This window comes from Synechococcus sp. JA-2-3B'a(2-13), assembly GCF_000013225.1.
Lineage (GTDB): Bacteria > Cyanobacteriota > Cyanobacteriia > Thermostichales > Thermostichaceae > Thermostichus.
The window spans coordinates 403100-415563 of record NC_007776.1; the positions used below are offsets into that span (position 1 = coordinate 403100).

General features: G+C 60.5%; 11 protein-coding genes. 2 read left to right on the forward strand and 9 right to left on the reverse strand.

Going from position 1 to position 12464, the window contains the following annotated elements; translation table 11 throughout:
- Positions 1-2: 2 nt before the first annotated feature.
- The 3 genes from CYB_RS01835 to CYB_RS01845 are packed head-to-tail and all read right to left on the reverse strand — an operon-like array spanning position 3 to position 3604.
- Entirely contained in the window at positions 3-1052 is a 1050-nt protein-coding gene (locus CYB_RS01835) for an ABC transporter permease (protein ID WP_011432053.1), read from the reverse strand.
- Positions 1042-2604: an ABC transporter ATP-binding protein gene (locus CYB_RS01840; protein ID WP_011432054.1), complete on the reverse strand. Its 1563-nt coding sequence runs from the start codon at positions 2602-2604 to the stop codon at positions 1042-1044. Before CYB_RS01840 ends, CYB_RS01835 begins: the two co-directional genes overlap by 11 nt.
- Positions 2576-3604: a BMP family protein gene (locus CYB_RS01845; RefSeq protein WP_011432055.1), complete on the reverse strand. Its 1029-nt coding sequence runs from the start codon at positions 3602-3604 to the stop codon at positions 2576-2578. The genes CYB_RS01840 and CYB_RS01845 overlap by 29 nt, the downstream gene beginning before the upstream one ends.
- A gap of 401 nt (positions 3605-4005) precedes the next feature.
- Between CYB_RS01845 and CYB_RS01850 the strand changes: the two genes are divergently transcribed.
- Complete coding sequence (locus tag CYB_RS01850) at positions 4006-5280, forward strand: amidohydrolase family protein (RefSeq protein ID WP_011432056.1); 1275 nt, start codon at positions 4006-4008, stop codon at positions 5278-5280.
- Here the strand turns inward: CYB_RS01850 and CYB_RS01855 are convergent.
- From CYB_RS01855 to CYB_RS01870, 4 genes are read right to left on the reverse strand one after another with little or no spacing between them, the layout of a single operon-like run.
- Positions 5277-5735: an FxLYD domain-containing protein gene (locus tag CYB_RS01855; RefSeq protein WP_011432057.1), complete on the reverse strand. Its 459-nt coding sequence runs from the start codon at positions 5733-5735 to the stop codon at positions 5277-5279. The two genes, CYB_RS01850 and CYB_RS01855, sit on opposite strands and share 4 nt — an antisense overlap.
- Before the next feature lie 31 nt (positions 5736-5766).
- A complete protein-coding gene (locus CYB_RS01860) occupies positions 5767-6393 on the reverse strand; it encodes a 5-formyltetrahydrofolate cyclo-ligase (protein WP_011432058.1) in 627 nt (208 codons plus the stop codon).
- A gap of 44 nt (positions 6394-6437) precedes the next feature.
- A complete protein-coding gene (locus CYB_RS01865) occupies positions 6438-6902 on the reverse strand; it encodes an FKBP-type peptidyl-prolyl cis-trans isomerase (RefSeq protein WP_011432059.1) in 465 nt (154 codons plus the stop codon).
- A 59-nt stretch (positions 6903-6961) separates the two neighbouring features.
- Positions 6962-7621 carry a hypothetical protein gene (locus CYB_RS01870; protein WP_238376855.1) on the reverse strand — a complete coding sequence of 220 codons (660 nt, stop codon included), beginning with the start codon at positions 7619-7621 and terminating at the stop codon, positions 6962-6964.
- A 97-nt stretch (positions 7622-7718) separates the two neighbouring features.
- Here CYB_RS01870 and cobJ point away from each other — a divergent pair, with 97 nt between their 5' ends.
- A complete protein-coding gene (gene cobJ / locus CYB_RS01875) occupies positions 7719-9614 on the forward strand; it encodes a precorrin-3B C(17)-methyltransferase (protein ID WP_011432061.1) in 1896 nt (631 codons plus the stop codon).
- A gap of 16 nt (positions 9615-9630) precedes the next feature.
- Here cobJ and modB read toward each other — a convergent pair whose 3' ends face one another.
- Both modB and modA read right to left on the reverse strand, forming a co-directional pair.
- A complete protein-coding gene (gene modB, locus CYB_RS01880; protein WP_011432062.1) occupies positions 9631-11418 on the reverse strand; it encodes a molybdate ABC transporter permease subunit in 1788 nt (595 codons plus the stop codon).
- Positions 11419-11455: 37 nt separating this feature from the next.
- A complete protein-coding gene (gene modA / locus CYB_RS01885) occupies positions 11456-12217 on the reverse strand; it encodes a molybdate ABC transporter substrate-binding protein (protein WP_041436131.1) in 762 nt (253 codons plus the stop codon).
- Positions 12218-12464 lie beyond the last annotated feature (247 nt).

A 12464-nucleotide genomic window follows, 5' to 3' on the forward strand; every position in this document is an offset into this window, starting at 1 on the left:
GCTCAGTCCCAGCGCAGACGATAACGGGCCAATCCCATGCAGACCAACATCCACAGCAGGGCAGCAGCAACAATGACATCGGCAAGATAGGTGGGAACGCCCAAGCTACGCCCCATGGTATCGGCTCCCACATAAACCCCGGCAATGAAGACCGCCGCCCCCACCACTCCCAAGGGATGCAGTTGGGCCAACAGGGCAACGACGATGCCGGTGTAGCCAAAGCCCGGGGATAAATCCAAGGTGAGATAGCCCTTGAGCCCGAGAAGTTCACAAGCTCCCGCCAAGCCTGCCAGCCCCCCTCCCAGCAGTGAGGTATACAAAATAACTCCCTGGACTGGGATGCCGAGAAACCTGGCCGCTTCCGGGTTCGCGCCTACGGCTCGCATTTCTAAGCCCCAAACGGTGAACTGCTCCAGCCCCCACACCCCCAGGGCAGCAAGCAGGGCGATGATCAAACCGGCGTGGAGACGACTGCGGGGGATCAGCCGCGGCAGAAGAGCACTCTCCGCCAGGGCACGACCTTGGGGCCAACCGAGAGCCAGAGGATCTTTGAGGGGGCCTTCCAGGAGATAGCTGATCCCGAGAAGAATGACAAAATTGAGCAGCAGGGTGGTCACCACTTCGTCCACCTGGAACTGGGTCTTGAGCCAGGCCGGGATCCACAGCAACAGCCCTCCGGCAATCCAGCCCGCCAGCAGCAGCACCAGCACCAACCACGGGCGCGGCAGCGAAAGCCCAGCGGTGCCCAAGAGGCTGGCAACCAGAGCCCCGCCATAAAACTGGCCTTCCGCACCGATGTTCCACAACTTGGCCCGAAAACACACCGCCACCGCCAATCCCGTCAGGATCAGGGGAATGGCCCGAGTCAAGGTCTCGCTTAGGGCAAAGGGGGATCCCACCGCTCCCCGCAGCAAAGCTCCATAGGCTGCCAAAACCGGGGATCCCGTCCACAGGATCAGCAGGCTACAGGAGAGGAAAGCCAGGACAATGGCTGCCATCGGCGCGCTCAGGATCAGCCAAAGGGGCACAGTGGAACGAGGCTCAACACGCATCGGCCACCTCCTGCCCGGCCATGCGCAACCCCAAGGCGGTCACCGTTGTGGTTTGGGTCGGGACTGCCGAGGAAAGCCGACCGCGATAGAGCACCGCCACCCGATCGGCCAAACTCAGCAATTCATCCAGGTCTTCGGAAATGAGCAGGATCCCGGCTCCAGCCCGGGCTGCTGCCAGCAGTTGGGCATGCACGTAAGCCACAGCCCCCAGATCCAGTCCCCGCGTCGGTTGGTGAGCCACAATTACCTGGGGATCCCGACACAGCTCCCGCGAGAGGATCACTTTTTGCATATTTCCGCCGGACAGCAGTTGCACTGGCATCTGGAGCGCCTGCCGCGGATCCCCACTCTGGAGTCCCCGCACATCGTAGGTCTGTAGCCAGGTGTGGGCCTGCTGATAGATTTGGCGGTGACGCAGGATCCCCCACCGCGAGAATTCGGGATCCCGATAGCGCTCGATGACCCAGTTTTCCCATAGGCTAAGGGAACCAATCAGCCCAGTTTTGTGGCGGTCTTCTGGGATCCGGGCCATGCCTTGCCGCACCATCTCAGCAGGAGAGATCAGCCGCAGGACTCGGCCATGCAGATGGAGATGACCTTGGTGGGGCCGGATCACCCCACAGACCAGATCTGCCAGAACGGCCTGCCCATTGCCCGCCACCCCGGCAATACCCACGATTTCGTGACGCCGCACCGTCAAAGAAACCTGCTCCAGATGCTGCTGCCCCACCCGACAGGAGACCTGCTGCAACTCTAAGACCGTCTCCCCCGGAGACAAAGGGGCTTTGACCACCGCCGCCAACCGCTGCCCCACCATCGCTTCCGCCAGAGCTGTGGGATGGATCTCAGCCGTCTTGCCCGTCATCACCACCCGCCCTGAGCGCAGCACCATCACCCGGTCACTGATGCGCATCACCTCCTGGAGCTTGTGGGAAATCAGCAGGATCCCCAGTCCGCGACCGGCCATCTGCCGTAGGGTGTGAAAAAACGGCTCAATTTCCGGTGGGGTCAACACCGCCGTAGGCTCATCCAAAATCAGGATCCGCGCCCCTCGATACAGCACCTTGAGGATCTCCACCCGCTGCCGCTCCCCTAAGGTTAGAGATCCCACCAGAGCATCGGGATCCACGGCCAACCCCAATTCCTCAGCCAGCTTTTGGATGCGCCGCCGTCCCTCTCGCCGCCGAGACCATAGGTGCCACAGGGGCTGAGTGCCCAGCAGAATGTTGTCCAGCACCGATAGATTATCGGCCAAGACCACATGCTGATGCACCATGCCTATCCCCGCCGCCAGGGCAGCCGCCGGGGATCCCAGCTTGAGGGGCCGACCAAACACCCACACCTGACCCTGATCGGGAACGTAGTGCCCAAACAGGATATTCATCAGCGTCGTTTTGCCCGCCCCATTTTCCCCCAAGATGGCCAGAATCTCCCCGGCCCGCAGCTCAAGATCAATCTGGTCGTTGGCCAGCAGAGCACCAAAGCGCTTAGTAATGCCCACCACCTTCAAGGCCAAAGGCGCTTCAGAGGGTGGACTTGGGTTCGCTGTCATCGATGGCCACAACAAAAGACCCCGCCAAAATCTCTGCCTGCCGCTGCATCACCTTAGCTTTCAGTTCAGCCGGAACCTTGTCGGCAAAGGTTCCCCAGTCGGAGAGGCTGGATCCCCCATATTTCATCATGCTGTAGATCCCGTAGTCCTCTGCCTTAAATTCTCCGGCCTTCACCGCGGCAATGGCTCTGTCGATGGTGGGTTCCATGTGCCACAGGGCGCTGACCACCACCGTTTCCGGGTAGTCCGGCTGGGTATCGATCACATTGCCGATGGCCAAAACGCCCCTCTCTTTGGCGGCATCAGATACCCCAAACCGCTCTGCATAGAGGATATCCGCGCCGGCATCAATTTGGGCAAAAGCCGCCTCTTTGGCTTTGGGGGGATCAAACCAACTGCCGATAAAGGTGACCAAAAACTTCACCTCCGGCTGCAGTTCCCTCGCCCCTGCCATAAAAGCATTCATGAGGCGGTTCACCTCTGGAATGGGATAGCCCCCCACCATGCCGATAATTTTGGAGCGCGTCAGCCCCCCGGCCACCATTCCCGTCAAATAGGAAGGCTCGTGGATGTAGTTGTCAAACACGGCAAAATTGCTCAGGGCAGGATCCGGCTTGAGGCTGGATCCCATCAAAAAGCTGACCTTGGGATAGTCTTTGGCTACTTCCCGCGCTTCCCGCTCCACCCCGAAGACCTCACCCACCAGCAGTTGGACGCTGCTCTCGGCATACTGACGCAGCACCCGTGGGTAGTCGGTGTTGGAAACTGACTCCGACCAGGTATAGTCAATATCCCCCCGCTCCTGGGCGGTCATCAAGGCTTTATGGATCCGGCTCACCCACTGCTGCTCAATGGGAACCGTATAAACCCCGGCCACCTTCAGCTTGGTTCCTTGAGCCACCGCGGCATCGCGAACCAACCAGCGGCTCCCCATCAGGCCAGCCACAAAAGCCCCAGAACGCAGGCAGAAGTCCCGCCGGGAGAGTTCTAAACGTGCCATAGTCGCTTCTGTTGAGGTTAGTTCGAGATCGGGTTACTGCTCGGCTTATCCTAAGGGGGAGATCCCTGAAAATATGTATCCTGAAATACAATTTTTTGAGAAGGAGCTTGTTTGTAATGGACAACGAAGTTTTGCTGACGGTTGGAATGGATGTAAGGGCCAAGTCCTCTCAAATCAGCTCTCGATAGATTATCCTTCTGACTACTTGGTTGATATCTTGCACAACCGGATGCTGTTGGGGACTACAGCCCTCTTTTATAAAGTGAGCAATAACCCAATCAACTGGTTTCCTAAATTCGGGCTTTGAGGTAATTTAAGACATCTTTATCTGATTTGGCCTATCATTCAGTCAACTGTAGTTGCTTCTTTCCATCCTAAGTTCAAACAAATAGCCACAACATATGGATCTCATTTTGCGCCGGGCCAATTTGCCGGATGGCCGCAAGGGAATCGATATCGGTATCCAGGGGGATCGCATTGTGGCTCTGGAAAGCAACTTACAAGCCACTGCCCCCCAAGAAATTGATGTCACCAACCGCTTGGTGTCGCCCCCCTTTGTGGATGCCCACTTTCACCTGGATGCCACCCTTACCTACGGGATCCCGCGCGTCAACCAATCGGGCACCTTGCTGGAAGGGATCGCCCTCTGGGGAGAGTTGAAGCCACTGCTAACTCCGGAGGCGGTCATCGAGCGGGCTCTAACCTACTGCGACTGGGCAGTGGCGCGCGGGATCTTAGCCATCCGCGCCCATGTGGACGTGTGCGATCCCAACCTGGTGGCGGTGCGGGCCTTGCTGGAGGTCAAGCAAAAAGTATCCCCCTACCTGGATTTGCAACTGGTGGCCTTTCCCCAAGATGGCTACTACCGCTCGCCGGGGGCGGTGCAGCTTTTGGAGAAGGCTCTGGATTTGGGGGTGGAGGTGGTGGGTGGGATCCCCCACTTCGAGCGGACGATGGCCGAAGGAGCCGCTTCAGTGCGGGCTCTGTGCGAGATTGCAGCCGCGCGGGGCCTGCGGGTGGATCTGCACTGCGACGAAACAGACGACCCCCTCTCCCGCCACGTGGAGACCCTGGCCTACGAGACGCTGCGGCTGGGCCTGCAGGGGCGGGTGGCCGCCTCCCACCTCACCTCGATGCACTCAATGGACAACGCCTACGTGAGCAAACTCATTCCCCTGATGGCCGAAGCAGAGCTGGGGGTGATCGCCAACCCGCTGGTGAACCTGGTGCTGCAGGGCCGCCACGATACCTATCCCAAGCGGCGGGGGCTGACGCGGGTGCCGGAGCTGATGGCCGCCGGGCTGACGGTGGCTTTTGGCCAGGACTGTGTGATGGATCCCTGGTACCCTCTGGGCAGCGGCAACATGCTGGAAGTGGCCCACATGGCCGTCCACGCTGCCCAGATGACAGGCTATGAGCAGATGCGGCAGTGCTTCTTGGCGGTTACGGAAAACCCGGCCCGCATTCTGGGGTTAGAAGGCTACGGACTAGAACCCGGCTGCTATGCCGACTTGGTGGTGCTCCAGGCTGCTGATGCCGTCGAAGCTATTCGCCTGAAACCAGCTTGCCTGTATGTCTTCCGCCGGGGACGGCTGATCGCCCAAACCCCGCCGGTGGTTGCCCAGCTCCATTTGCCGGGGCGCTCGGCCCAGGTGGACTTCACCCGCCAGCTTTAACGGCGCACGGTGCCGCTGAAGCCGCTGGCTTTGAACTGCTCCATAGTCAGAGGCAGCGGGCTGGTCACGGGCACGGAGATGCGAATGGAGAAGGGGCTTTCGCCGGGGGGAACCTCCTCGATGGCTCCCAGGCGGGTGCGCTCCGGCAGAACCTCATTGCCGTTGGCATCGTAAAGGCGACCGAAGACATCCGCATTCAGCACAGTATTTCTGGAGCGGTTGACCACCGTGCCTTCAATGAATAGGCACCTGGCCGGTATGGGGTTGCCGTTGCTGGTAACCAGGTTGGTGTATTCGGGGGTATCCGGGCAGGGGGTGAGGTGCAAATCCTTCAGTTGCAGGGGGATGGCTCCAAAACCCAGCAAGAGCGCCGCCAATGCCACACAGCCAAAGCTCATGCAGACAAGACGCAGCTTTTGGGTTAGCCACTGCGCCGGCTTCCAAACTTGGCTCATCGTTTTTCCTCCAAGGCCCACCCTCTTTAGTCTAGGGGATCCCCGTCTCGTAGAACCTCTCCTCGGTTTGGATCCCATCCAGGCGCTGATCCCAAGGATCCTGAGGCAGGGGCTGCTCCAGCAAGCAGGCTTGGGGGAGGATGCCCCACTTGGGCACACTGGGATCCGGCAAAGCGGCCAAAAAGCGGTCGTAATAGCCGCCGCCATAGCCCAAACGCCTTCCCCAACGATCGCAGGCCAGGGCGGGCACCAGGATCAAATCCGCCTTGCCAGGGTCGATAACTGTGCTGCCGGGAGAAGGCTCCAACAAGCCCCAGCAGTTGGGGACAAGCTCAGCCGGCTGGTAGCGGTGCCACTGCATTTGCCGCCGCGGCAGACAACGGGGGATCCCCCACTGCTTCTCTGGAAAAAGGGCAAACAGGGATCCCAAGTCCACCTCGGAGCCGAAGGCCACATAGGCCAGGATGGTTTTGGCGGCCAAAAGTTGGGGGCAAGAGGCCAAATGAGCCACTACCTTTTGGCTGATAAGGGATCTGTCCAACCCCTGCCGTAGCTGGCGAAAGTGCTGGCGCAGGCGAGCTTTTTCTAGGGCAGGATCTGCTGCCAGAGAACTGGGCCGCCAAGAAGAAGACAGTTCCGGGGAAGGGAGTTCCTGCACAAGCCCAATGCCGCTTGGATATTCGGTCTCTGCAAGATCTGAATCTACTGGATGGCCAGGAGCTCCACTTCAAAATCCAAGGTGGCATTGGGGGGGATCACCCCGCCTGCCCCGCGGCTGCCATAGGCCAACTCCGGCGGAATGCGCAAGTAGCGCTTGCCCCCCACCCGCATGGTGGCCAGCCCTTCCTCCCAGCCACGGATCACCTGCCCTACTCCGTAGGTGAAGACAAAAGGCTGATTGCGCTTGTAGGAGCTATCGAAGATGGTGCCATCCTGTAGCTTGCCCACGTAGTTGACCACCACCGTTTGCCCCGGCTGAGGCGAAGGCCCACTGCCTTGAGCAATATCGTAGTATTGCAATCCCGACTCGGTGGTGATGAAGTCCTTGGCTGGGGATTGCACGCTCACCACCGGATTGTCTTTGGCCCGCGATAGAGCTATGGCCGGCTGGCCGCCCCACACCCCAAGCCACAGCAAGCCCAGCACCAACAGCAGCACCCGTTTCATCGTTGGCGTCTCCCCACCGCCGACTTTTGGCTTTCCTTTAACAATCTTAGGGGATCCCGTCAGCCTTTCAGTTCGGCAAATTCGATAATCTGACCCTGGTGATCCCGCACCCAAAAGACGAAGGGCTTCTCGGAGCGAATGCTGTTGCGGATCCCTTGTTTGTTGATTCGCTTCAGAAGGGCCTTAAGGGACTCCCGCTCATAGCTGACATGGCGATAGCGAACGCCGCTGCTGCGGCCCGCTGCCGGTACAGTCCCGTAAGCAGAAGCAGATGAGGAGCTAGGCCTAGAGGCGTTGCCGTAGGAACCGGACCCCGCATAGGGATCTGTAGAGCCAGGGATCACGTGCAATTGAACATTGTCGGAGAGTTGGTACCAAAGTCCGGGGGTATCCAATTGGGTGGGCCCAGAGGTGGGACGGGCTTTGGCATCGAAGCGGGGACTGAGGCCAATATCCCCTGGAAAGTAAGCGGATCCTAGGCTGTAGCCGACCATGCTTTGCTCGTAGCCGTAGTAGTACTGCAGGGGCAGCTCCGCTTCCGGCAGTTTCAACACCTTCTCGTAAAACCCTCTGGCCTGCTCCAAGTCCGGCACGATGATGGTGTGGACGCGGGGAGCGCCGCTTAAGAATGTCCACATGGCCCCCCCATAGGCCGATAGCAGCAAAAACATCAGCCCCTTCGTGGAGAGCAAAACCTCCAGGGGGATTAGGGGCAGCATCAGTCCAGGTGGGATGACCATCGGCACTTGTCCCTTCGCGGGTGGCTCTATGTCCAGTATAGGATCCGGGGAGAATCCTGGCCTTGGCCCACGCTCGATGAAGCTTGCTCTGTTTGCCCCCAGCCCGCGCGCCCGCCGGTTGGCCAACTCCCTGATCCCCCTCCTAGGCAAGGAGGTCATCTGCTGGAGCAAAGCTGAACCGCAGGGGCTGCCCTCCCCCTGGCAAGCCTACGGGGATCCCAAGGATCCCACAGCGCCAGGCTCCCTAGCAGAAGCCGTTGCCCAAACCTGGCCCCAGGTGCAGGGCTGTCTCTTCATCTTGGCCGCAGGGTCGGTGGTGCGGCTCATTGCCCCCCTCTTGCAGGACAAGCAGCGGGATCCAGCGGTGGTGGTGGTGGACGAAGCCGGTCGCTGGGCTATTAGCCTGTGCGGGGGACATGTGGGGGGGGCCGATGCCCTGGCGCGGCAGGTGGCCGCTACCTTGGGAGCCCAGCCGGTTCTCACCTCTGCTTCCGAGGGGCTGGGGATCCCGCCTTTGGATTTGCTGGGGGATCCCTACGGCTGGCGGCGGGGCGCTGGAGATTGGAACGGGGTGGCAGCCGCCTTGACGCGGGGAGAGCCGGTGGCCGTTCACCAGACCTGCGGCACGCGGCTTTGGCGACAAGCTTGGCCGGCAGATCATCCCCTAGTGGCCTCCTCTCCTCCCCATCCCGTTGCCCAGATCTGGATTGGGGAATACCTCTCCCCTCCCACGGAGATCCCGACAGTGCACTGGCATCCGCGGGTGCTGTGGGTGGGGGTGGGCTGCGAGCGGGGCACCACCCGCGCTTGGCTAGAGGGATCCCTGCGCCGCCTGCTGCAGGCCCAGGGGCTGGCGTTCGAGGCCATTGCCGGCCTGGCCACCCTAGAGCTCAAGCAAGACGAGCCAGGTCTTCTGGAGCTGGCCCAAGCCTATGGCTGGCCCATTGAGTTTTTCTCGGCAGAGGCTTTGGCTGGGATCCCAGTGCCCCACCCTTCGGAGGCGGTGCGGCAGGCGGTGGGCACTCCCTCGGTAGCGGAGGCGGCTGCTCTTTTGGCGGCTCAGATCTGGGGAAGAGGTGACCGAGCTTTTGAGAGGCCCTCTTGCGTTGCGGAGGGGAAGGCAACTCTTCTCTGCCCCAAGCAGGTCTTCACGTCAGAAACCGAAGGGGCCTGCACCCTGGCCATTGCCCGCGCGGCGCAGGAGTATTCCCCTCGCAGCGGCCACCTCTGGCTCATCGGCACTGGTCCTGGGGATCTGGGTCAATTGACTTTGGCTGCCCGTATGGCTTTAACTCAGGCCGATGTGGTTGTTGGCTACCAGCTTTATCTGGATCTGGTGGATCCCCTTTTGCACCCCGGCCAAATCCGGGAGGCCTCTCCCATTACCCAAGAGCTGCAGCGAGCCGAACGGGCGATTGCTTGGGCGCAGCAGGGGCTGAAGGTGGCGGTGATTTCTTCGGGGGATGCCGGCATTTACGGCATGGCGGGCTTGGTGCTGGAGTGCTTGGTCCGCTCTGGCTGGGATGGGATCCGCCCTTCTCTGGAGGTGCTGCCGGGGATCTCTGCCTTCCAGGCGGCTGCTGCCCGGCTGGGGGCTCCGCTGATGCACGACTTCTGCGCCATTTCCCTCTCGGATCTGCTTACCCCTTGGCCGGTGATTGCAAAACGCCTGCAGGCGGCTGCAGCTGCCGATTTTGTGGTGGCCCTTTACAACCCCCGCTCCCGGCAGCGGGTGGATCCCTTCCTCAAGGCTCTGCAGATCTTTTTGCAGGCCCGGCCCGCCCATACCCCTGTGGCTTTGGCCCGCAACCTCTACCGCCCTGGCGAAACTCTCCGCCTTACCACCCTGGGGGAGCTGGATCCAGAGGAGGTGGACATGCTCACCCTGGTTCTTATCGGCAACTCTCAGACCTTTCGCCATGGGGAGCGGCTGATTACCCCGCGGGGCTACCGCTTGGGCGAGCCCACCTGACTCCTGGGCTCCAGACTCAAAACACCCTCAGATGCCGGGGATCCAACTGTAGCCACCAGGGGGATCCCCAAGTCTCCACCTCTCGCCAGCGCTCCCGCCACACCTCAGCTTGCAGGTGATAGTCCTGGCGGTGGGCAGGAGGACCGCCCAGCCTAAAGAAGAGAGTCAGTCGGTGGGGGGTCTCGCTCCACTTCACCAGCCAAGCGGGAAACGTGTTGGGCAGCTTCCCGTCGGGCCTGAAGGTGAGGTGGTGGGCGCGGATGGCGATGTATTCTCCCGCTGGGGATCCCTGTACCTGCAGCTCACAGCCCCAATCCAAGGCCAGCACCCGTTGAGGGCCCAGGAGCTTGGCCCGCGAGATGTTTTTGCAACCCGTCAGTTGCGCCACACTAAGGCAGGGGGGAGCCTCAAATAGCTGACGCTTGTCCCCCTGGGCAATGATTCGCCCCTGCTCCATTACAGCCAGATCCCCGCAGAGGCGGAAGGCTTCCTCAATGTTGTGGGTTACCAAAAGCGTGACTCCCTTGTAGCCCGCTAGGATTTCCCCCATCTCCTGCTCCAGTTGGCTGCGCAGGTGGGCATCCAAAGCAGAAAAAGGCTCATCCAGCAGCAAGATCTCCGGCTCAGAAGCCAAGGCTCGCGCCAGGGCCACCCGCTGCTGCTGTCCTCCGGAGAGCTCCGTGGGATAGCGGTTTTCCCAGCCCTTCAGCTTGACCAACCGCAGCTGGGCCTGGATCCGCTCTTGTTTTTCCGCTTCGCTCAAGCCCGCAGGGATCCCAAAAGCGATGTTCTGGGCGACGGTGAGATGGGGAAACAGAGCGTAGTTCTGGAAGATCACCCCTACCCGTCGCTGAGCGGGGGGCAGCCGGATCCCCTGTTCGGCGTCAAACAACGCCCGCTCGTTGAGCAAAATGCGCCCACCATCCGGGGTTTCGATCCCGGCAATGCAGCGCAAAAGTAGGCTTTTGCCGGATCCAGAGGCCCCCAGCAAGCCCAGGGGTCGCCCATCGCAGCTCAGTTGTGCCTGAAGCTCAAACTGGGGCAGCTTCTTGTCAATGTCCACCCAGAGGCGGGGGGCCGGAGTTGAGAAATCCAGATCCCTTCTGGTGAGAACCTGTAGAGGACGAGAGGGAGGTCGCTGCCAGGGCCGTCGCTGAAACCAAAGGTTAACTGCCGTCATCACCCCCAAGGACAACCCCAAGACCAGGGCCGAGCTGATGGCCGCCCCCCGCATATCCCCCGCCTGAACGGCAAAGAAGATGGCCATGGACAGGGTTTGCGTGCGGCCTGGGATGTTGCCTGCCAGCATCAAGGTGGCGCCAAACTCCCCCAGAGCGCGAGCAAAACTGAGGGTAACCCCCGCTAGGATCCCCGGCAAGGCCAGTGGGATCAGCACCCGCGTAAAAATCTTGGCCCTACTTGCTCCCAGGGTGCGGGCTGCCGCCACCAGCGTCGGGTCGATCTGCTGGAAAGCTCCCAGGGCCGTGCGGTACATCAGGGGCAGGGCCACCACCGCTGCCGTGATCACCCCGGCATACCAGGTGAAGATGACCGACAAGTTCAGCGAGGCCAAAAGTTGTCCCAGAAGGGTTCGCCGGCCAAACAGCAGCAGCAACAGGAAGCCCACCATGGTGGGCGGCAACACCAGCGGCGCCAACAAGAGGGCCTCGATGAGAGAGCGCCAGCGACCTCGGTAGTGCAACATCCCATAAGCTGCCAGCGTCCCCACCCCAAAGGTGATGCCCGTGGCCAAGCCGGCAATCCGTAGGGAGATCCAAAGCGGGGATAGGTCGTAGTCGCTCATTTGGAGTAACTCATCCGCGCCATTGCAGAGGGATCCCTCACAGGCGGATAAAGCCGTACTTCACAAACACCTCTGCCGCTTCCCCTGAGGTCAAAAACTCCAAGTAAGACCGTCCGGCGGGAGTATCGCGCACCAATGCCACCGGGTAGATAATTGGCGTAATGGGATCCGCCGTAGCCACTACTCGCACCCGATTTGAAAGCTGAGCATCCGAGGTAAACAGGATCCCGGCGTCGGCATTGCCCTGCTCCACCGCCGTCAAAATTTCCCGCACCGTGCTGGCAAACACCATCTTGGGCCGCAGCGTCTCAAACACCCCCGCCTCGGTGAGAATTTCCTGGGCATAGCGTCCGGCGGGCATGGCCTGCAGATCCCCAATGGACAGAACCCGGATCTCTTCCGCCACCAAGTCGGCAAAATCCTGAACCTTGGTTCTGGCATTGGCAGGCACAATTAAAGCCATGCGATTGCTGAGAAGATCTCGCCGGGATCCCTCCACCAGCAGGTTCTGCTTGGCAAGGGCGTCCATAAAAGAGGCGGCTGCGAAAAATACCACGTCCAAAGGCGCCCCCTGCTCCACCTGTTGCTGGAGAGAGCCGGAATTGGCGAAGTTGTACTCAACCTTGATGTCGGGATAGCGGGCGGTGAACAACCGGTCGATTTCCGTTAAAGCCGGTTGCAAGCTCACCGCAGCCCCCACCAAAATGGGCTGAGATTGTGCCAAGCCGGGAGCCGACCCCCACCTCAAAGCCAGGGCGGCCAGGATCCCCAGGAATAACATTGCAGTTCTTCGTTTCATAGCCATTTTTCTTTGACCCGTGACAACTCTCAGAACAGGAAAATCCGCCAATGGTTCGGTGCTTTTGACTGTCGGAATTGGGTTGTAATTTGTATCTGTAGATACACACCTAGACTATCGGCAGCCATTCCTCCCCAGAGGCAACGATAAGCATCTGATAGTATTGAAACCAATGTTGAATGGCCATCTGCCGAGATCCCTTCTTGTTCAGTTTGGTCAACACCCCTGTTGCTTTAAGTGTTCAACA

What these genes read in the sequence shown, in the direction of transcription:
- CYB_RS01835 (WP_011432053.1), bottom strand. Translation starts at nt 1,052, where the DNA reads ATGCGTGTTGAGCCTCGTTCCACTGTGCCCCTTTGGCTGATCCTGAGC.
- CYB_RS01840 (WP_011432054.1), bottom strand. Translation starts at nt 2,604, where the DNA reads ATGACAGCGAACCCAAGTCCACCCTCTGAAGCGCCTTTGGCCTTGAAG.
- CYB_RS01845 (WP_011432055.1), bottom strand. Translation starts at nt 3,604, where the DNA reads ATGGCACGTTTAGAACTCTCCCGGCGGGACTTCTGCCTGCGTTCTGGG.
- CYB_RS01850 (WP_011432056.1), top strand. Translation starts at nt 4,006, where the DNA reads ATGGATCTCATTTTGCGCCGGGCCAATTTGCCGGATGGCCGCAAGGGA.
- CYB_RS01855 (WP_011432057.1), bottom strand. Translation starts at nt 5,735, where the DNA reads ATGAGCCAAGTTTGGAAGCCGGCGCAGTGGCTAACCCAAAAGCTGCGT.
- CYB_RS01865 (WP_011432059.1), bottom strand. Translation starts at nt 6,902, where the DNA reads ATGAAACGGGTGCTGCTGTTGGTGCTGGGCTTGCTGTGGCTTGGGGTG.
- CYB_RS01870 (WP_238376855.1), bottom strand. Translation starts at nt 7,621, where the DNA reads ATGCTGCCCCTAATCCCCCTGGAGGTTTTGCTCTCCACGAAGGGGCTG.
- cobJ (WP_011432061.1), top strand. Translation starts at nt 7,719, where the DNA reads ATGAAGCTTGCTCTGTTTGCCCCCAGCCCGCGCGCCCGCCGGTTGGCC.
- modB (WP_011432062.1), bottom strand. Translation starts at nt 11,418, where the DNA reads ATGAGCGACTACGACCTATCCCCGCTTTGGATCTCCCTACGGATTGCC.
- modA (WP_041436131.1), bottom strand. Translation starts at nt 12,217, where the DNA reads ATGAAACGAAGAACTGCAATGTTATTCCTGGGGATCCTGGCCGCCCTG.